This is a genomic window from Amycolatopsis sp. NPDC005961 (assembly GCF_040629235.1).
Lineage (GTDB): Bacteria > Actinomycetota > Actinomycetes > Mycobacteriales > Pseudonocardiaceae > Amycolatopsis > Amycolatopsis camponoti.
Genome location: NZ_JBEXVF010000073.1, coordinates 25,195 through 44,192 on the forward strand (window position 1 = coordinate 25,195; position 18,998 = coordinate 44,192).

The following is an 18,998-nucleotide window of genomic DNA, read 5'->3' on the forward strand; positions in this document are numbered from 1 at the left end:
GCGCCGTGGGGTACGTCGGCGCGGACGTCCCGGTCGAGCTGATCACCGCGGCGGGGCTGCTCCCGCTGCGGCTGACCGGAAAGCCCGGCCAGGACCGCGCGCCCGGCGACCGGTACCTGGGCCGGGGCGTGGACCCGGTGGCCCGGTCGATCCTGACGCGGATCCTCGCCGAGGACTACGGTCCGCTCGAAGCCATCGTGGTGTCCCGCGACTGCGAAGCCTCGCTGCGGCTGTTCTACGCCTTGCGCGAGCTGCACCGGGTCGAGCCGGAGCGGCGGTTGCCGCCGGTGCGCTTGGTGGACGTCCTGCACCTGCCGCACCACACGACCACCCGGTACGTCCACGCGAAGATCGCGCAGCTGCGCGAGTGGCTGGGGCAGTGGCGGCCGATCGGCGACGACGACCTCGCCGCGGCCATCACCGCCCACGACACCCTCCGGCGGTCGCTTGGGCAGGCCGCCGCCCTGCGCCGGGCGAACCGGCTGAGCGGCACCCGCTTCCTCGCACTCGTCGCCGCGACCACCGCGGTGCCGGTCACGGAGGCCATCGCGCTCGTCGATCGGGTCCTCGCCGACCCCCGCGAGACCGAAGGGGTGCGGCTGTTCCTCACCGGGAGCTCGCACGACTCCCCGGAGGTGTACGAAACGCTGGAGCACAACGGTTTCCTCGTCGTGGGGGAGGACCACGACTGGGGGGAGCTGCTGTTCGCCCGCACCTGTGCGGCGCCCACGGAACTCGCGCTCGCCGAGCGCTACCAGCACAACGGCCCCGCCGCCCCCCGCGCGTCCATCCGGCAGCGCGCCGCGCACACGGCCGCGGCTGCTCGCGCTTGCGGTGCGGAGGTCCTGTTCTCCTACGCGCGCGTCCACGACGACGCGCCGCCGTGGGACTTCCCGGAGCAGCGGGCCGCGACCGGGCTGCGCGCGGTCCTGGCCGAGCGGCAGCCCTACGGCGAGCTGACTCCCGAGGCGCTGGCGGCCCTGGTCCCGGCGGGAGCGGCGGCATGACCGCCCGGCTGGCGTCGGCGACCACCGCGACCGCCTACCAGCGCGAGTGGTTCGCCCGGGTCCGCGCCGCCGATGGCCCCGTGGCGCTGGTCAACGCGGACGCGCCCCAGGAGATCTTCCGCGCCATGGACATCCCGTACGTGGTCAACCAGTGGTGGGCCTCGATCGTCGCGGCGAAACGCCAGACCCAGCGCTACCTCGGGCTGCTGCGCGAACGCGGTTACCCCGACTACGTCGAGCAGTACAGCGCGACGTCGCTCGCGTCGGCGTTCGAGGACGATCCCGGCCAGGCGCCGTGGGGTGGGCTGCCGAAGCCGTCGATCGTGCTGGGGGAGACCACCGGCGACGCGTCCCGGAAGATCTTCGACGTCTGGGACGCCCAGCCCGGCGTCACCTACTACCCGCTCGAGAGCGCGGCGGAGAACGAGGTTCCGGAGCGGTGGTGGGAGCTGATGCCGCACCGCTGGGAGGAGGCCATCGGCAGCGACCGTCTCGACCTGCTGACCGGCGAGCTGACCGGGCTGATCCGGTTCCTGGAGCAGACGACCGGCCGGGTGTTCTCCGAGACGCGGTTCCGGGAGGTCCTGGACCTGGTCAACGAGCAGCAGGAGTGGAACCGCCGCACCCGTGACCTCATCGCCGCCGCCCGGCCGTGCCCGATCGCCGTCACCGACGGCATCCCGAGCGTCATGGTGCCCCAGTGGCATCGCGGGACCGAATGGGCGCGCGACGCCGCGCGCGCGTTCCACGACGAGGTGCGCGAGCGGATCGACACGGGCGTCGCGGTGTGCCCGGACGAGCGGCTGCGGCTGATGTGGATCGGCCGCGGGCTGTGGTTCGACCTCGAGTTCTACCAGCGGTTCCAGCGGTCGCACGGCGCGGTCTTCGTGTGGTCGATGTACCTGGCCATCGCGGCCGACGGCTACCTGCGCTACGGCGACGACCCGCTGCGCGCCCTCGCCGCCCGCTTCGCCGCCTTCGGCGACCAGCTCTACACACCGCCGTGGTCGGCGGAGTGGTACGTGAAGGAGGCCCGGCACCACGGGGTGGACGGGGTGGTGCACCTGGTCTCCGACGACGCCCGCGGCAGCTATTTCACCACCCGGGCCCTGCGCGCGGCGGGCGTCCCGGTGCTCGAACTGCACGCGGACAACGTCGACGCCCGCACGGGCGGCGACCTCGACGCGCGCATGACCGCTTGGCTCGACGCATTGCTTTGACCGTCAGGAAAGGAACCCCTGTGAGACGACCTCTTCGCCGACGAAGCCGAAGAACGATCCTCGCGGCCGCCGCCCTCGGCCTGGCGGCCGGCGGGTGCACGGTGGGAGCCGGCTCGCCGCCGCTGGCGACCGGGACGAACCTCGCCGTGGTGCAGTCCTTGCACGACGCGCTGCCGCAGGCGATCAAGGACGCCGGGGTGATCCGGTTCGCCGGCGACTCCCACCCGCCCTACCGCACGGTCGCCCCGGACGGGTCGGTCACCGGAATCGACGCCGACTTCCAGGCTGCGATCGGCCAGGTGCTCGGGGTGCGGACGCGGACCACCGTCGTCGCCGGGCTCCCGGCCGCGCTCCAGGGCATGCTGGGCAACCGGTACGACGCGTTCAACGGCCCGGTCAAGGCCACCGCCGAGCGCGAGAAGCAGTTCGACACGATCACCTGGATGACCACCCGCACCGCGTACGTGTTCCCGACCGGCTCGACGGCCGGGATCGCCCGGGTCGAAGACCTCTGCGGCAAGCGCGTCGCCGTGGTGACCGCCAGCGTCGTGGAAGACCAGCTGAACAAGCTGTCCCGGTTCTGCACGGAAAGCAAGCGCCCGGCCACGCGGACGGTCGGGCTCGACGACACCGACGCCACGCTGCTGGCCACCCGCTCGGGCCGCGCGGACGCCGCCGGCATGACCGAGGCCGCCGCGATCGACGTCACGCAGCGGCAAGGGGGGAACAAGTACGTCACCCAGACCGAAGCGCAGGGAGCGACCAAGGACGACCTGGCGTTGTACGTCCCCAAGTCCTCGAAGCTGGGGCCGGTCCTGCAGAAGGTGTTCGAAGAGCTTTTCCAGGACGGTACCTACGTCGGAATCATGTCCCGCTGGGGACTCAACCAGGTCTCGGTTCCGAAGCCGGTCCTCAACGCGGCCTCGCAGGGATGAAGGAGCTGCTCATGCGCACCAAGGTGCTGTCCCACCTGGCCGTGCTCACGGTCCTGGCGGCCGGTCTCCCCGCGACCGCGCACGCGGCGGAAGCCGGGAAACCCTGCCCCGCACCGGTTTCGGCCGCGCGGTGCGTCGACGGGCAGCTGGCCGACGGCACGCCGTACACCTTCGCCAGACCGGGCCGCTGGAACGGCGCCGTGCTGGTGGACCTCGACTTCGCCGCGGGCGGCCTGGCGAGCGCACTCACCGCGAGCCTGCTGGAGCGCGGTTACGCCGTGGGCGGCACCACGCGCACGGTCACCGGCTGGAACATCGCGCGAGCCATCGACAACCAGGCGGAAGCGCTTCGCCGGTTCGAAACCGCGTTCGGCCCGGCCCGGTACGCGATCGCCGAAGGCCGCTCGATGGGCGGCATGGTCGCCGCCGGCGCCGCGCAGGTGCACCCGGACCGCTTCGACGCGGCTGTCCCGATGTGCGGCGGCCTCGGCGGCTCGGTCGGGCAGTGGAACCAGAAGCTCGACACCGTCTTCACGCTCAAGACCCTGCTGTTCCGCGACACCGCCCTGCCGGTCACCGGCATCCCCGCCGACGTCCCCGGCACCCAGCAGCGGTGGCTGTCGGCGGTGACGTCGGCGCAGGGCACCGCGGCGGGCCGGGCACGCATCGCGCTCGCGGCGGCGATCGGCCAGCTGCCGGGCTGGGGCTTGGCCGCCGACGGCACGACGACCCCGGTGCCGGACGGCCGTGACGCCGACGGCGTCGAGCAGGGAATGTACCTGGCGCTCGCCGGTGGTCCGCTGCCCTACCTCGGGCAGGCGGTCAGCAGCCGCCGGGCGATCGAGCAGGTGACGGGCGGGAACCCGTCGTGGAACACCGGCGTCGACTACGCACGCCAGCTCGCGACGGCGACGCCGGACCAGCGGAACGCCGTGCGCCGGCTGTACGAGCGGGCGGGGCTCGACCTGCGCGCGGACCTGGGACGGCTCGCGGCCGAACCCCGCGTGTCCGCCGATCCCGCGGCCGTCCGCCACCTGGAGCGGGGCATCGTGTTCACCGGCGACCTGCGGATCCCGGTGCTCACCGTCAACGGGACCGGCGACCAGATCTCGACCGTCGCCCAGCAGCAGTCCTACGGCGCACTGGCCGGCCGGGCGGGCACCGCGTCCCTGCTCCGGCAGACCTACGTCCGGACCGCCGGCCACTGCACCTACACCACCGGCGAGCAGCAGGCGGCGATCGACCGGATGCTGGCGCGGCTGCGGACCGGGCACTGGCCGGACACCGCACCCGCGACGATGAACCGCCTGGCGATGGCCGTGGACGGCGGGCAAGGACGCTATCTGCCCTACACGCCGCCGCGGTTCAACCGCGCCTATCCCGCGGTCGGCCGGGGGTAGTCACCACGGCGTCACGGCGTCACGGCGTCGCGGCGGAGTAAACGCGGGGGGAACGGGTAGCCCTCGGTTCGACTTCGGCGAAAGGCAGGCCCCGGTGACGATCGACGACCCGCAGGACCCCGCGACGCCCACCCGGACGAAGGCCCGCTGCGTGCTGGTGCCCGGAGACGGCCCGGAGAGCCCCGGCCGGACCCGCGCGTGGACGCGGTGGACCCTCCGGCAGGTCAGCCCGGACCTCCCCGAAGACCGGGTCACCGACGTGCTGCTGGTGGTCGACGAACTGATGTCGAACGCCGTGCTCCACGGCGGGGGTTGCCGCCACGTCGTGCTCGCCGTGGAGACGGACCGGGTGGTGGTGAAGGTCGCCGACCACAGTCCGGCGCTCGCGTACGTTCCGGCTCCCGACGTCCGCAGCGTGAGCGGGATGCGGATGGTCGGCGACGGGGCGAGCACCTGGGGCCAGGCCGTCGATGACGCGGGCAAGACGGTGTGGGCCGTGGTCCGGCTCGGCTGACGCGGTGCCCGCCCGGCCGGTCAGCGGCCGGGCCGCACGAGGTCGTCGACGAACTTCAGCTTGGCGTGGACCCGGGGCGCGAGGACGAACGGGTAGAGGTCGTCCTTGCCCATGCTGCGGTTGAGCTGGTTGAGGGCGCGCGACAACGGCGTCCACGTCGCCAGCAGGACGTCGAGGTCGTCGCCGTGCTCGTCGGGGATGGCGTCGACCGGGGTGCTCCGGTGGGGCTCGATCGGGTCGCCGGCCACGAGCACGCCCACCGCCGCGGCGGTCTGCACGGTGTCGCGGATGTGCAGCAGGTGGGCGAACGTCTCGGCCCAGTCCTCCCACGGGTGCGCCGCGGCGTAGTGGCTGACGTGGCTCTCCGCCCACGCGGTGCCGGGCGTCGTCGCGTAGTGGTCGCTCAGGGCCTGCCGGTAGTCGGCTCGTTCGTCGCCGAACAGCCGGCGGAACTCCGGCAGCGCGGGCCCGTCGGCGACGAGGCGGTCCCAGTACCAGTGCCCGACCTCGTGCCGGAAGTGGCCGAGCAGCGTGCGGTAGGGCTCGTCGAGGCGGGCGCGGACGGCTTCACGGTGGCTGTCGTCGCCCTCGGCGAGGTCGATCGTGATGACGCCGCCGGCGTGCCCGGTGGTCACCGGGCGGTCGCGGCTGGACAGTAGGTCGAAAGCGAGGCCCTGCCGGGGATCGGCCGTGCGGTCGGTCACCGGCAGGCGGAGGTCGTCGAGCTGGTAAACGAGCCGGCGCTTGGCGGCTTCCGCCCGGCGGAACGCGTCGAGGGCCCGGTCGTCGCCGTCGTCGGGCCGCGTTCTCGTCAAGGCGCAGCAGCCGCACAGCATGCCCTCGGCCGCGGTCCAGTTGCACCCGGCGAGCTCGGCATTGGCGCACCCGTGCGAGTCCTCGGCTTCGACCATCGCGCGGGTCGCACGGTCGTAGCGGACGGCGGTGCCGCAGACCACGCACCGGGAGTTCTCGAAGAACAGCAGGTTGGCGCATTCCGGGCAGGTGAACGTGCGCATCAGCCGTCCAGTTCCTGGTGCCGCTCGGTGAGGGTGTGGGCCAGCCGGCTCAGTTTGACGTTGAGCTCCTGGGAGGTGCGACGCAGGATGTCGAACGCTTCGTCGGCGCTCACCCCGCGGCGGTTCATCAAGATCCCTTTGGCCTGGCCGATCACGTCCCGGCTGTCGATGGCGCGCCGCAACTGCTCTTCGCGCAGTGCGGCCGCCGTGTGCGCGGCGGTCCCGGCCAGCGCGACCGAGGCGTGGGCCGAGAGGACCAGCGCGTGGTCGACCGCTCCGTCGCCGAAAGCTCCGCGCCGCCGGCTGTAGAGGTTGATGGCGCCGGGTTCCCGGTCGGAGTCGCGCTCGGTGAGCAGCGTGGTCGCCAGGAGCGACCCGAAGCCGAGTTCGGCGGCGCGCGGACCGAACTCCGGGAACTCCGCCGAGCGGGCCAGGTCGTCGGCCAGCGCGTGGCCGGGACCTCGGTGCTCCGCCGCCGCCACGCAGGGGCCTTCGCCGGTCAGGTACTGGATCCGGTCCAGCTCCTCCGCGGTCTCGTCGGTGCTCACCGCCGTGTGGAAGCCGCCGTCGGGGGAGCGGAGGGTGATGCTGGCCAGATCCGCCTCCGGCACGATGCGCAACGCCGCGACGACCACCTGGCTCATCGCCTCGTGCAGGGTTTCGGCCTCCAGCAGCGTGCCGGCCAAAGCGCCGAAGTGGTGAGCCAGCGGCCCGTCTTCCGGGAGGGGACAACGGTCCCAGCCGTCACCGGCCGGATCGGCGCGGAACCGGACACGATCCGCTTCCCAGCCGACGTCGGTCTGCTTGTCGACATCGCTCATGTCGGAATCCTCCTCCGTGGTGGCTCGTGGGCCGGGTACCGGATCGACACCGGCGGTGCCGGTCGCCACCGACGTGATCAAGCTCTCGGAGGCCCCGAGGCCGGGCGGTGGCGCCGGCTGCTGGCTCAACCGGCGCCACCCTTCGTCTCACAAGGAGACAAGCGCGTGTACCCACTGGGGCCGGTTTCACGCGTGCGTGATCTTGCCGCCGTGTTTCGTCAAGAGCCGCGAGGTGCCGCCGAGGATCCGGCGTCGAGCGCGGCCAGCACGGCGTCGCCGTTCGTCCTGGCCCACTCGGTCAGGACGTGGATCGGGTCGATCAGGGTCTTCCCCAGCGGGGTCAGTTCGTACTCGACGCGGGGCGGCACCTCGGCGTAGGCGCGGCGGTGGACGAGCCCGTGTGCCTCGAGCCGCCGGAGCGTCTGGGTGAGCATCTTGCGGGAGATGCCGCCGATCAGCTCCACCAGGTCGCCGTGGCGCACCGGGCCCTCGCTGAGGCCGGCGAGCACGACCACCGTCCACTTGTCGGCGATCAGCTCGACCGCGAGGCGCCCGGGGCAGTCGGCGAGGAAGAAGTCCCGGGGGCGGAAACCGCTCATGGCGCCGAAAGGTACCCGGGGGTTCCCATCGGGACCATAGCTTGGGGTCGCAGCTCACCCGAAAAAGGAGTCAGGAGACCATGAAGGTCATCACCCAGCAGTCGTTCGGTGGTCCCGAGGTCCTCACCGTCGTGGACGCCCCCGAGCCCCGGCCCCGGCCGACCGAAGTCGTCGTCCGGGTCAAGGCGATCGGGCTGAACCCGCTGGAGGCGCGGCTGCGCGCCGGCGAGTTCCCGTTGCTCGGCCGGCCGCCCTTCGTCCTCGGCTGGGACATCAGCGGAGTGGTCGAGGCGTCGCCGCAGACGTGGCGGTTCCGGCCCGGCGACGACGTGTTCGGGATGCCCCTGTTCCCGCGCGCGGCCGACGGGTACGCCGAACTGGTGGCGGCGCCGGCTCTGCACCTGACGCGCAAGCCGGCTTCGCTGTCCCACGTCGAGGCGTCGGCGTTGCCGATCGCCGGCTTGACGGCGTGGCAGGGCCTGGTCGACCTCGCCGGGGTGGCCGAGGGCGATCGCGTTCTGGTGCACGGGGGCGGCGGCGGGGTCGGCCACGTCGCCGTCCAGATCGCGAAAGCGCTCGGCGCGTACGTGATCGCGACGGCGAGCGGCGACAAGGCCGGCTTCGTCAAGGAACTCGGTGCCGACGAAGTCGTCGACTACACGGCGGTCGACTTCACCGGCGCGGTTCGCGACGTCGACGTGGTCCTGGACACGATCGGCGGCGAGACGGCCGAACGGTCGCTCGACGTGCTCCGCCCCGGCGGTCACCTGGTGACGGCGGTCGCGGAGGACAACGCGGACCTCGCCGCCCGGTGCGAGACGGCCGGCAGTCGCTTCAGCGGCATCGCGGTCGACCCCGATCCGGTCGCCCTGCGAGGCCTCGCCGATCTCGTCGACCGGGGCCGCCTCCGGGTCCACGTCCAGGAGACCTTCCCGTTCGAGCGCATCGCCGACGCGCACCGGCTGCTCGACCGTGGGCACCTGCGGGGCAAGGTCGTCCTCACGATGCCCGGCTGAGGCCCGGCCGTTCTTCCGCTCGATGTCCCTCGGGGGAGCTACCCGCGCTGTCCCCGGAGCGGGGATTCGCGACCCCGTCGACGTTCCCTAGTCTTTTGCGGCATACGCCGGAACTGCGGTGCGACGACGTCGCGTCGAGGAGGGAACGCGCTCATGGCGAGCTCGGGCTGGACCGCCGCCGACATCCCGGATCAGCGAGGGCGGATCGCGGTCGTCACCGGCGCGAATTCCGGGGTCGGCTTCGAGACCGCGAGGATGCTCGCCGAACGGGGCGCGCGGGTGGTCCTGGCGTGCCGGGACACGGGCAAGGCCGCCGCGGCGTGCGACGCGATCCGGGCGACCGCACCGGATGCCGACCTCCGCACCGTCCGGCTGGACCTCGCGGACGCGGCGTCGGTCCGCACGGCGGCGGCGGTCCTCGACGAGGAGTTCGACCACATCGACCTGGTGATCAACAACGCCGGAGCCGCGTTCGGGAAACTGTCCCTTGTGGACGGCGTGGACCGGACGTTCGTCACCAACCAGCTGGGGCCGTTCGCCTTCACCGGGCTGCTGCTGCACCGCGTGACGGCCGCACCGGCCGGGCGGATCGTCACGGTGACCAGCGGCGGCCACGAGATGGGCCGGCTGCTCCTCGACGACCTCGGCTTCGCGAAGAGCCGGTACCGCCGTTGGCGCGCCTACACGCAGACGAAGCTGGCCAACGTCCTGTTCGCCACGGAGCTCCAGCGACGGCTGGCGGCAGCCGGGACGCCGGCGATTTCGGTGGCCGCCCACCCCGGGGCGGCGGCCACCGAATTCGGCCGCAACAGCGGCGGTGTGCTGCGGGTGGCTTCGGCACCGCCGGTCCGGTGGCTGCTGGCGCCGCTGGTCAACACGGCGGCCGAAGGCGCTTTGCCCACACTGCGGGCGGCCGTCGATCCGCAGGTTCGCGGAGGTGACCTGTACGGCCCGGCCGGGCCACACGGCATCAAGGGTCGGCCGGAACGCGTCGAGGCGGCCGCGGTCGCGCGCGACGAGGGTGCGGGGGCGATGGTGTGGGAGCGGTGCGAGCAGCTCACCGGGGTGCGTTACCCGCTGCCGTGACGAGACGTGCGACGCGGAACGGCGCGGGTGCCGCGATTCGTGGCACCCGCGCCGTCCGAGGAAGGGCTCAGGGGAGCTGGGCCACCTCCGTGTCCGTCAACGCCTTGCCGGTCACGGCGACCTCGTCGACCGCGCCGGGCCAGAAGTCGACGTTGCGGCCGTCGTACTTGGCTCGGCCGACCGTGAACGCGCCGGTGCTGACCAGCGCCGGTCCGGCCGGGGCCGTCGCCACCTTCACCCCGTCCACGTAGAGCCGGATCTCGTTGCCCGCCCGCACACCCGTGAGCTGGTACCAGCGGCCGATCTCCGGCACGACCTCGTACCGGGCCCGGTTGCCGCCGGGCGTGCTGAACGCGAACGCGCCCTGCCCGTACTGCAGGTAGAACGGGCTTTCGCGCTCCCGGCCGTCCTGGCTCACCGCGGTCGCGTAGTTGCCGGGCAGCGCGTCGAGCCGCACCTTCGCGGACACGGTGTAGTCACCGGTCGTGTCGACGACCGGGCCGTAGGTGTCCGCGGAGCCGCCGGTGAACTGCAGTGCGCCGTCCTTGAAGGCCGCCCCGGTGGGGGTGAGCGTCAGCGGGTTGTTGCCGCCGCTCGAATCCTTCGCGGTCGTGCCCCGGCGCTCGTCGAGGTTCCACGAACCCTTCCCCGCGTAGGGGTACGGCTTGCCCGCATTGGCACCGGCCTCGATCACGCGCCGGTTGATCTCGCGGACGGGACCCGGGTCGACCTTGATGCGCTTGCGGTCGTAGGTCCAGAGCCCGTTGAGCTCGCCTTCCAGGTCGGTGACCTGCGTGTAGACCGACGCCGACAGCTCGGCCCGCGCCTGCCCGAGGTAGAACGTGCGGGTGTTGTCGACGTACTTCGCCGTCAGCGCCGCCTTGTCCTCGACACCGCTGTAGATCGCGATCGGCGCACCCGGCCACTGGTGGCCCGGCGTGCGTAGCGTGAAGCCGCCGTGCTCACCGTCCATCGCGACACGCTTGCCGTCCGAACGCGCCGGATCGGTGTTGTTGTAGTCGTGGTGGTCGATGACGTCGCCCGCGCCCGAGTCACCCTTGGAGGCACAGCAGTTCACCCCGCTGTGGGCGTTGACGATGCGGCTCGGGTCGGTGGCCTTGACCTGGTCGGTGATCCGGCCGGTGGCGGTCTTGTCCCACTCGCCCCAGCCTTCGTTGAACACGATCCAGGCGTAGACGGACGGGTAGTTCTGCAGCTGGTGCATCTCTTCCAGGCCCTGGCTGAGCCACGCCTGCTGCGCCGCGGGGTTGTTGCCGTCCTCGACGGACACGAAGTCCTGCCACACCAGCAGCCCGAGCTGGTCCGCGTGGTAGTACCAGCGGGCGGGCTCGACCTTGATGTGCTTGCGGACGGCGTTGAAGCCGAGGTCCTTCTGCGCCTTCAGGTCGAAGACGAGGGCTTCGTCGCTCGGCGCGGTGTTCAGGCCGTCCGGGTAGAAGCCCTGGTCCAGCTGCATCAGGGAGAAGTACGGCTTGCCGTTGAGCGTCAGCTTGGGGACACCGTTGACGTTCGTGATGCCCGTGGAGCGCATGCCGAAGTAGCTCTTGACCCGGTCGCCGCCCAGCTTGACCTCCAGCTGGTACAGGTACGGGTCGTCCGGCGTCCACAGGTGCGGGTTCGGCACCGGCAGCTTCAGGTTCGCGTTCGCCGGTCCGGTGACCGTGGCGACCTGCCGGCCGCGCGCGTCCTTGGCGACCGCCGTGACGGTGGCGTTGCCGGCGGACTTGACGTTCAGCGCCAGCGAGTTCGTGGTGAGGTCGGGAGTCGTCTTGATCTCGTCGATGCCCTTGTCCGCCACGGGTTCCAGCCACACCGTCTGCCAGATGCCCGACGACGGCGTGTAGAAGATGCCGCCGGGGTTGGCGGACTGCTTGCCCTTGGGCTGGTACGGGCCGGTCGTGTCGGTGACGGCGACGACGATCTCCTGCTCGTCGCCGCGCTTGAGCGCGTCGGTGATGTCGGCGCTGAACGCCGTGTACCCGCCGGTGTGCTCGGCGACGAGCTTGCCGTTCACCCAGACCGTGGCCTGGTAGTCGACCGCGCCGAAGTTGAGCTTGAGGCGCTGCCCGCCGCCGATCTTCCAGTCGCGCGGGACGGTGACCGTGCGGCGGTAGAACATGTGGTCCTCGTGCCGTTCGAGCCCGGAAAGCTGCGACTCGATCGGGTAGGGCACGATCACCTTCTCGGGCAGCCGCTTGCCGAACGCCGGCTGCTGGCCTTCCTTGGCGGCCGAGAACTCCCACGGGCCGTTCAGGTTGACCCATTGGTCGCGCTCGAGCTGCGGCCGCGGGTATTCCGGCAACGGGTGGCGCGGGTCGGCGTCCTCGCCCCACGGCGTCCTGAGCCGTTCCGTCGACGCGTTCGCGACGATGCGTCCGGTCTTGCCGACCTTCGCGCCGTCCACCGCGAGCGCACCCGCGCCGTCGTAGTAGAGCGTGACCCGCTGGCCCTTCAGCACCCTCTCGGCCAGCCGGATCGTGACCCGGTCGCGGTTCGTCGTGATGAGCGAGACCGGCATCGGCGTCGCGTCGACCGCGATCCGCAGGTGGTCGGCGAGGTCGCCGGTACCCGAGACGCGGCCGTCGAAGCCGGTCGTGAGCGTGCGACCGTCCTTCGACACCTCCGCCGAGCGCGGCACGCCGGTGTAGCCGGCCGGCGGCGTGAACGCCGACAGCGGCACGATCTGCTTCGCGATGGCCGCGCTCGACCAGCGCAGGAACATGTTCGCGCCGCCGGTGTCCTGGAACATCTCCAGCTTGAAGTCGTACTGCCGGCCGGCGGTCAGCGTGACCGGTGCGCTGGTCTGCTCCCGGTCCCAGTCGCCGACCCAGTGGTCGATCACCGGCGCGCCGTCGACGAACAGCCGGAACCCGTTGTCGCCGATGGCGTAGAACGTGTAGTCGCCGGTCTGCGGCACGGCGAGCTGCCCGCTCCACCGGGCGGTCGTGTTCTCCGTCTGCCCGGCGACCAGCCCGAAGACCGAGGTCAGGTCCGGGTGGTCGACCTCCCCGTCGAGCGCGGTGCCGGCCAGGTTCGCGAAGTCGTGCGCGCCCGGCGCCGACATCGTGAAGTACTCGGCTTTCAGGCCGTGCAGGGGCTCGGCGGCACCGGCGGGCGGCGTTCCCGACGCCACGCCCAGCGCCACCAGGAGGGCGAGGAGGACGGAAGCGGCTCTTCTCATCGGCGAGATCCCCTTCGTTTTTACAACGTTGTAAAACGCTCTTCGGGCGATCCAATCAGATAAATCGGACTCCTGGCCACCGCCGAATGGCGGTATCTCCAGGTCTGAACGCCGAACACCGAGAGCTACGCTACTGCCGGTGATCGCCGTGACCGAGGTGGCCGGGCTCGGCGTCCTGGCCACGGCGGGCCGCCGCGGGGAGCGCCTCGGTGGAAAGCTGATCCCATGGGCACCGCACTGATCATCGGCGACCTCCAGCGAGGCATCCTCGGTTCCTTCGCCTTCACCCGGCAGGTGCTGGGGCCGCTGACCGAGCTGGTGCCCCGCGTGCGCGCGAATGGCGGGCTGGTGGTCCACGTCCACACCGCTTTCCGCGTCAACCGGGCGGACCTGCCGCCGAACAGCGCACTGTTCGCCGCGTTCTTCGAAGCGGGCGACGTCTTCCACGAGGGCTCGCCCGGCGTCGAACTCGAGCTGCCGGTGCGCCCCGAAGACGTGGTCGTGCGCAAACGCCGGGCGAGCGCCTTCGCCGGTACCGACCTGGACCTCGTCCTGCGGGCCCGCGGTGTGGAGACGGTGACCCTCGCCGGGGTGGCGACGAGTGCGATGGTCGCCGCGACAGCCTATGACGCCGCCGACCGTGGCTACGGCGTCTCCGTGCTCGCGGACTGCTGCGCCGACGAAGATCCCGCCGTGCACGAGTTCTTCATGGACCGGATCTTCCCGAGCCGGGGGTTCACCGTCACGTCCGGCGCCGGCTCGCGTTGACGCCCGGCGCCGGCCGTTCCCGGCGTCCCGGACTCAGAAGTCCAGGTCGAACTTGGTGACGTACCAGGCTTCCTCGACCTTCTGCAGGCCGAAGGTGATGTTCGTCTGGCCGGGCTTCACGCCGGTGGAGTGGGACAGGACGATGTCGTCGAGCTTCTTCCCCTCGACCGAGATCTTTTCGGCGGCGATCTTCGCCGAGTCGCCGGTGGCGGCCGGACCCGCGACCTCGACCTTGGGCGGGTTCGCCGCGTTGTCCGGGGTGAACGCGGTGTGCAAGCCGTCGAGGACCTTGCGCATCGCCTTCATGGTCTTGTCCTGGCCGGCGCAGGCTTCGGGGGTGAAGGTCTTCGGCGGCGTTTGGCCGGCGTCGGCCATGACGGAGCACGCCTGGACGAAGTCGCCGGAGACGACCGCGCCGACCCACTGGGCCAGTGCCTGTTCCGCGGTCGAAGCCTTGGCCGTCGCGTCGGCGGCCGCACTCGTGGTGCCGGCCGCCGGTGACGCGGAAGAAGTGGGGATGCTCTGCGGCGCGGGGGCATTCGACGATTTCGCCGAGCAGGCCACGGTCAGGGCCGCGGCCATTATTGTGACACCGATAGCCGGAATAGTCACATTTCGGGGGATTTGCATTGCCATGCCGGAGATCATGCTGACGATGCGGTGCGCTGTCCACAATCGCCGTGAGATCGGGCCGTCCGTGCAGATCGCGAGGCATTCCGGTGCAAGGGAACGCACGGAAAGCCCTCTCCGGAGAGGACTTCCCGTGCGGTCGCGGTGATCAGGCGCAGGAGGCGCCGTTCAGCGTCGCCGATCGGAAAGGCGGTGCGCTGCCGGTGTAGTTCGCGTTGTAGCCGATCGTCGTGGTCGCCCCCGTGCCGAGGGTGCCGTTCCACGCCGCGCTGCCGACTTCGACGATGTCGCCGGTGTCGGTCCAGTTTCCGTTCCAGCCTTGGCTGACCGTCACGCCCGGTGCGGAGAACGTGAGCGTCCAATGGTCGATCGGCGCTCCGCGGTTTTCGATGACGATTTCGCCGGTGTAGCCGGTCGACCAGGTGCTGACCACCCGGTGCGTGACGGCGCAGCCGCCGGACGGCTGCGGGGTCGTGCTGGTCGGGGGAGTGCTGCCGGTGGTGGGCGTGGTCGGGGTCGTGGTCGGCACGGGACCCGCCGCGACGGCGAGGTCGTAGGCCCGCTGGGGCACGAACTGGCCGGCTGTCGCGATGCAGCCGTCCGCCTCGCCTGGCGGCTTGACCCACAGGAACGCGTCGATCTGGCCGTCGCCGGTCTGGTTCGTGCTCGGCGTGCCGATCGCGCGCCCGCCGGGGTCGCACCACTCGCTGCCCTGCGGCCCGTTGCCGTTGCGGCTCGTGTCCACCACGGCCTTCAGCCGCGAGTCGCCGAGCTGGCCGAGGATCGCCTTGTCGTAGGCCACCTCGTCGGCGGTCGCGCGGTAGTTGGACACGTTGGTGGAGATGCCGTCGGCGCTGTTGGAGACGTCGGCGGCCCGCAGCCGCGTCGCGGCCTCGCCGGCGGACAGCCAGGCGGAGTGGCCGATGTCGAAGTACACCTTCGCCTGGGTGGAACCGGCCTTCAGCTTCTTGCCCGCGTACGCCATCGACGCCGTGGTCTGGCGCTGCTGGTCGCTGTTCTGGCAGTTCGTCATCTGCGGGAGCACGTCGGGTTCGAGCACGATGGCCGCGGGCCGGCCCGCCAGCCCGGCCGCCACCTGGTCGATCCACGCCCGGTAGGCGTCGTGGGACGGCGCGCCGCCGCTGCTGGCGCCGCCGCAGTCACGGTTCGGGATGTCGTAGACGACCATGATCGGGATCTTGCCCGCGGCGGCCGCGGCCCCGGTGTAGGCGTCCACCTCGCCGCGCACCGTGGAGGTGTTCGTGGTGGTGAACCACCTCGCCTGCGGCACCGCGGCGACGCGGTCGCGGATGACCGCGGCGCGGGAGTCGCCGGAGTTCGCCGCGACCCACCTGGCCGCGTTGGTACCCGGGTCGGTGTAGTACGCCGACCCGGCGGCCCGCGCGCCCGCCAACGTGGTCGTGGCGACGACACCGCTCACGGCCAACGCGGCGAGCGCACCGGCTGCCACTGTCCTGCTTCGCATGCACCTTCTCCTTCGAGCGACGGGGTGGCGTCGGGGCGAGGACGGCCGCGCCGGCGAACGTGCCGGGCACGCAGCACCGTCTCCGCTCCGGCATCGCCGGACCGAAAAGGCTGGGAGCGCTCCCAATTCGCTTGGACTGTAGCCGGGGATGCCGGATCGGGAAAGGGGGCGAAGGGGTTCTCGCCCGAATTCGCGGAAGGGCCCTTCGAAAGTTTCGGCGACGATTGCCAAGGGGTGCGAGTGCCGGTTACCGTCGCCTGGGAGCGCTCTCAGTCCGGTTCATCCGTAAGTCGACGACGACGAGGAGATGGCGTATGCGGGCGAGAAAGCTGAGAGCCGGACCGGTGCTGCTGGTCGTGGTGGCCCTCGGACTGGCCGGAGCCGCCGCACCGGCGTCCGCCGCGGACTACGAGCGGCTGCTCAACGGCAGCTTCTCCAGCGGCACCTCCGACCCGTGGTGGGCCGGGTCGGGCACGACCGGCCGCGTGACCGGCGGCGAGTTCTGCACCGACGTCCCCGGCGGCACGGCCAACGGCTACGACGCGCTGTCCGGCCAGAACGGGGTGCCGTTCGAGGCGGGCCAGCAGTACACCCTGACCTTCGACGCGCACGCGACGACCACCCAGCAGATCTCCGCCGTCGCCGGGGAAGCCGTGTCACCCTACCGGCAGATCTCCCGGACCGACCTGACCGTCACCCCGTCCACGCAGCACTTCACGGTCACGTTCACGTCCACTTTGGACTTCCCGGCGGCGGGCAACGGCCAGCTGGCGTTCTGGTTCGGCGGCCAGGCCGCCGCCAACACCGTGTGCCTGGACAACATCTCGCTGATCGGCGGCGTCCTCCCGCCCGGCGGCCTGCCGCCGACGAGCGGCATCCGGGTGAACCAGGAGAGCTACGCGCCCGGGTTGCCCAAGCGGGCCACGCTGATCAGCGACTCGGCCACCGCGCAGACCTGGACGTTGAAGAACTCCGCCGGCACCGCGGTGGCCACCGGCCGGACGACGCCGCGGGGCGCGGACGCGGCCTCCGGGGAAAACGTGCACGAAATCGACTTCTCCGCCTACGACACCGTGGGGACCGGGTACACGCTGAGCGTCGGGACCGAGACGAGCTTCCCGTTCGGCATCTCCGCCGCCGGGCTGCAGCGGCTGCGCTCCGACTCACTGGCGTTCTTCTACCACCAGCGCAGCGGTATCGCGATCGGCGCCGCGTACGTCGGCGCCGCCTACGCGCGTCCGGCCGGGCACGTGAACGTCGCGCCGAACCAGGGCGACGACAACGTCCCCTGCCGGGCGGACCTGGACTGCGGCTACACCCTCGACGTGCGCGGCGGCTGGTACGACGCGGGTGACCACGGCAAGTACGTCGTCAACGGCGGGATCGCGGCGTGGGAGCTGCTCGACGAGTACGAGCGGGCCGTGCGGCTGGGCGACGCGAGCGCGCTGGGCGACGGCACGCTGGCCATCCCGGAACGGGCCAACGGCGTGCCGGACATCCTCGACGAAGCGCGGTGGGAGGTCGACTTCCTGCTCGCCATGCAGGTACCGGACGGCGCACCGCGCGCGGGCATGGTGCACCACAAGATCCACGACGCGCAGTGGACGTCCCTGCCCACCCGGCCGGACCAGGACAGCCAGCCGCGCCGGCTGTCGCCGCCGAGCACCGCGGCGACGTTGAACATGGCAGCGGTCGCCGCGCAGGCGTCCCGGCTGTGGCGGACCACCGACCCGGCGTACTCGGCGAAGCTGCTGGCCGCGGCGCGGAAGGCGTACGCCGCGGCCAAGGCGAACCCGGCCGTGCTCGCCGATCCGAACGACGGCACCGGCGGTGGCACCTACAGCGACAACACCGTCACCGACGAGTTCTACTGGGCCGCCGCGGAGCTGTTCACGACCACGGGCGAGAGCGCGTACCGGGCCGACGTCACCGGCTCTCCGCTCTACCGCGGCAAGAGCTTCACCACGCACGGCTTCGACTGGGCCTCGACGGGAGCGCTCGGGGACATCACGCTCGCGGTGGTGCCGACCGACCTGCCGGCCGCGGACGTCGCGGCGATCAGGACGGCGATCACGACGGCCGCCGACAGCCACCTGGCCCAGATGGCCGAGATGGGCTACCCGGCGCCCTACCGGACGGCCGACGGCTCGTACGAATGGGGGTCCAACGGCCTGGTGGCCAACAACGGCGTCGTGCTCGCCCTGGCCTACGACCTCACCCGGCAGGCCAGGTACCGCGACGGCGCGTTCGCGGCGATGGACTACCTGCTCGGCCGCAACCCGGCGAACTACTCCTACGTGTCCGGCCACGGCGACCAGCCGGTGCGCAACGTGCACCACCGGTTCTGGGCGCACCAGCTGGACGCGTCGCTGCCGTCCGCGCCGCCCGGCGCGCTGTCCGGCGGCCCCAACAGCGGCCTGCAGGACCCGACCGCGGCCCGGCTGCTCACCGGGTGCGCACCGCAGCGCTGCTTCGTCGACGACATCCAGGCGTACTCGGTGAACGAGGTCGCGATCAACTGGAACGCGGCGCTGGCCTGGCTGGCCGGCTGGACCGCCGAGAAGTCGGCGTCCACCGTGGACACGACCCCGCCGTCCGCGCCCGGCACCCCCGCGGTGTCCGCCGTGTCGGACAGCGGCGCCACGGTGACCTGGACGGCGGCCGCGGATCCGGAAAGCGGCGTCCGGGGCTACGACGTGGTCCGGGTGGCCGGTTCGGTCCGCACGGTGCTGACCACGGTCACCGGGACGACGGCGACCTTGACGGGCCTGTCCCCGTCGACGGCGTACACGGTGGTCGTGGTGGCGCGCAACGGCGCGGGCACGCCGAGCCCGGATTCGCCCGCCGCGTCGTTCACGACCCGGCCGGCGGGCGGCTGCGCGGTGACGTACGCGGCGAACACGTGGAACGGCGGCTTCACCGCGACGGTCACGGTGAAGAACACCGGCACCACGGCGTGGAAGGGCTGGAAACTGGGCTTCACGTTCCCCGGCACCCAGAAGGTGACGCAGGGCTGGTCGGCGACGTGGGCGCAGTCCGGGGCGGAGGTGACCGCCACGGCGCTGTCCTGGAACGCTGCGGTCGCCCCGGGGCAGTCGGTCGCGATCGGCTTCAACGGCAGCTACACGGGAAGCAACACGAACCCGGCGGCCTTCGCGATCGACGGGAGGACGTGCGGCTGACGGGAACCGGCGCGAACCGGCGGCTCACGAAGCTCACCGGCGAGCCGGTGCTGTTCTTCGGCTCGGGCGGCTGGGCGGTGCCGACGCTCGCCGGGCTCAACATCTGGAAGTCCATG

At 71.9% G+C, this 18,998-nt stretch carries 15 protein-coding genes; 9 read left to right on the forward strand and 6 right to left on the reverse strand.

Annotated features, from left to right (window positions below; all coding sequences use genetic code 11):
* Positions 1 to 5 precede the first annotated feature (5 nt).
* The 5 genes from ABZ342_RS40585 to ABZ342_RS40605 all read left to right on the forward strand — a co-directional run bounded on the left by ABZ342_RS40585 (position 6) and on the right by ABZ342_RS40605 (position 5,076).
* Positions 6 to 1,007 carry a 2-hydroxyacyl-CoA dehydratase family protein gene (locus tag ABZ342_RS40585; protein ID WP_360485011.1) on the forward strand — a complete coding sequence of 334 codons (1,002 nt, stop codon included), beginning with the start codon at positions 6 to 8 and terminating at the stop codon, positions 1,005 to 1,007.
* A complete protein-coding gene (locus tag ABZ342_RS40590) occupies positions 1,004 to 2,227 on the forward strand; it encodes a 2-hydroxyacyl-CoA dehydratase family protein (protein WP_155542698.1) in 1,224 nt (407 codons plus the stop codon). The genes ABZ342_RS40585 and ABZ342_RS40590 overlap by 4 nt, the downstream gene beginning before the upstream one ends.
* Before the next feature lie 20 nt (positions 2,228 to 2,247).
* Positions 2,248 to 3,162, forward strand: a complete 915-nt coding sequence (locus ABZ342_RS40595; protein WP_360484979.1) for a transporter substrate-binding domain-containing protein — start codon at positions 2,248 to 2,250, stop codon at positions 3,160 to 3,162.
* 11 nt (positions 3,163 to 3,173) lie between these two features.
* Complete coding sequence (locus ABZ342_RS40600) at positions 3,174 to 4,562, forward strand: hypothetical protein (protein ID WP_360484982.1); 1,389 nt, start codon at positions 3,174 to 3,176, stop codon at positions 4,560 to 4,562.
* Between the two features lie 94 nt (positions 4,563 to 4,656).
* Positions 4,657 to 5,076 (forward strand): ATP-binding protein, encoded by a 420-nt coding sequence (locus ABZ342_RS40605; RefSeq protein WP_155542700.1) that lies wholly within the window; start codon positions 4,657 to 4,659, stop codon positions 5,074 to 5,076.
* A gap of 20 nt (positions 5,077 to 5,096) precedes the next feature.
* On the opposite strand, the gene ABZ342_RS40610 is transcribed toward ABZ342_RS40605, so the two are convergent.
* The 3 genes from ABZ342_RS40610 to ABZ342_RS40620 form a co-directional block, all read right to left on the reverse strand.
* Positions 5,097 to 6,092 (reverse strand): putative zinc-binding metallopeptidase, encoded by a 996-nt coding sequence (locus ABZ342_RS40610; protein WP_360484986.1) that lies wholly within the window; start codon positions 6,090 to 6,092, stop codon positions 5,097 to 5,099.
* Positions 6,092 to 6,913 (reverse strand): GAF and ANTAR domain-containing protein, encoded by an 822-nt coding sequence (locus ABZ342_RS40615; RefSeq protein ID WP_360484989.1) that lies wholly within the window; start codon positions 6,911 to 6,913, stop codon positions 6,092 to 6,094. The genes ABZ342_RS40610 and ABZ342_RS40615 overlap by 1 nt, the downstream gene beginning before the upstream one ends.
* Before the next feature lie 218 nt (positions 6,914 to 7,131).
* Positions 7,132 to 7,512 carry a helix-turn-helix domain-containing protein gene (locus ABZ342_RS40620; protein WP_155542703.1) on the reverse strand — a complete coding sequence of 127 codons (381 nt, stop codon included), beginning with the start codon at positions 7,510 to 7,512 and terminating at the stop codon, positions 7,132 to 7,134.
* 80 nt (positions 7,513 to 7,592) lie between these two features.
* Here ABZ342_RS40620 and ABZ342_RS40625 point away from each other — a divergent pair, with 80 nt between their 5' ends.
* Positions 7,593 to 8,528, forward strand: a complete 936-nt coding sequence (locus ABZ342_RS40625) for an NADP-dependent oxidoreductase (RefSeq protein ID WP_360484993.1) — start codon at positions 7,593 to 7,595, stop codon at positions 8,526 to 8,528.
* A 153-nt stretch (positions 8,529 to 8,681) separates the two neighbouring features.
* Positions 8,682 to 9,614, forward strand: a complete 933-nt coding sequence (locus ABZ342_RS40630) for an oxidoreductase (RefSeq protein WP_360484996.1) — start codon at positions 8,682 to 8,684, stop codon at positions 9,612 to 9,614.
* A 67-nt stretch (positions 9,615 to 9,681) separates the two neighbouring features.
* On the opposite strand, the gene ABZ342_RS40635 is transcribed toward ABZ342_RS40630, so the two are convergent.
* Positions 9,682 to 12,816 (reverse strand): LamG-like jellyroll fold domain-containing protein, encoded by a 3,135-nt coding sequence (locus ABZ342_RS40635; protein WP_360484999.1) that lies wholly within the window; start codon positions 12,814 to 12,816, stop codon positions 9,682 to 9,684.
* A 225-nt stretch (positions 12,817 to 13,041) separates the two neighbouring features.
* Between ABZ342_RS40635 and ABZ342_RS40640 the strand changes: the two genes are divergently transcribed.
* Positions 13,042 to 13,584 (forward strand): isochorismatase family cysteine hydrolase, encoded by a 543-nt coding sequence (locus ABZ342_RS40640; RefSeq protein WP_360485002.1) that lies wholly within the window; start codon positions 13,042 to 13,044, stop codon positions 13,582 to 13,584.
* A 33-nt stretch (positions 13,585 to 13,617) separates the two neighbouring features.
* On the opposite strand, the gene ABZ342_RS40645 is transcribed toward ABZ342_RS40640, so the two are convergent.
* On the reverse strand, positions 13,618 to 14,166 hold the full coding sequence (locus ABZ342_RS40645; RefSeq protein WP_360485005.1) for a hypothetical protein: 549 nt from the start codon (positions 14,164 to 14,166) through the stop codon (positions 13,618 to 13,620).
* A gap of 196 nt (positions 14,167 to 14,362) precedes the next feature.
* A complete protein-coding gene (locus tag ABZ342_RS40650; RefSeq protein WP_360485014.1) occupies positions 14,363 to 15,685 on the reverse strand; it encodes a glycoside hydrolase family 6 protein in 1,323 nt (440 codons plus the stop codon).
* 329 nt (positions 15,686 to 16,014) lie between these two features.
* Between ABZ342_RS40650 and ABZ342_RS40655 the strand changes: the two genes are divergently transcribed.
* Complete coding sequence (locus ABZ342_RS40655; RefSeq protein WP_360485008.1) at positions 16,015 to 18,882, forward strand: glycoside hydrolase family 9 protein; 2,868 nt, start codon at positions 16,015 to 16,017, stop codon at positions 18,880 to 18,882.
* Positions 18,883 to 18,998: the final 116 nt, after the last annotated feature.

Coding starts and splice junctions, on each gene's coding strand:
- ABZ342_RS40625 (WP_360484993.1), top strand. CDS start 7,593: ATGAAGGTCATCACCCAGCAGTCGTTCGGTGGTCCCGAGGTCCTCACC.
- ABZ342_RS40635 (WP_360484999.1), bottom strand. CDS start 12,816: ATGAGAAGAGCCGCTTCCGTCCTCCTCGCCCTCCTGGTGGCGCTGGGC.
- ABZ342_RS40640 (WP_360485002.1), top strand. CDS start 13,042: ATGGGCACCGCACTGATCATCGGCGACCTCCAGCGAGGCATCCTCGGT.
- ABZ342_RS40600 (WP_360484982.1), top strand. CDS start 3,174: ATGCGCACCAAGGTGCTGTCCCACCTGGCCGTGCTCACGGTCCTGGCG.
- ABZ342_RS40615 (WP_360484989.1), bottom strand. CDS start 6,913: ATGAGCGATGTCGACAAGCAGACCGACGTCGGCTGGGAAGCGGATCGT.
- ABZ342_RS40610 (WP_360484986.1), bottom strand. CDS start 6,092: ATGCGCACGTTCACCTGCCCGGAATGCGCCAACCTGCTGTTCTTCGAG.
- ABZ342_RS40590 (WP_155542698.1), top strand. CDS start 1,004: ATGACCGCCCGGCTGGCGTCGGCGACCACCGCGACCGCCTACCAGCGC.
- ABZ342_RS40645 (WP_360485005.1), bottom strand. CDS start 14,166: ATGGCCGCGGCCCTGACCGTGGCCTGCTCGGCGAAATCGTCGAATGCC.
- ABZ342_RS40620 (WP_155542703.1), bottom strand. CDS start 7,512: ATGAGCGGTTTCCGCCCCCGGGACTTCTTCCTCGCCGACTGCCCCGGG.
- ABZ342_RS40655 (WP_360485008.1), top strand. CDS start 16,015: ATGCGGGCGAGAAAGCTGAGAGCCGGACCGGTGCTGCTGGTCGTGGTG.
- ABZ342_RS40630 (WP_360484996.1), top strand. CDS start 8,682: ATGGCGAGCTCGGGCTGGACCGCCGCCGACATCCCGGATCAGCGAGGG.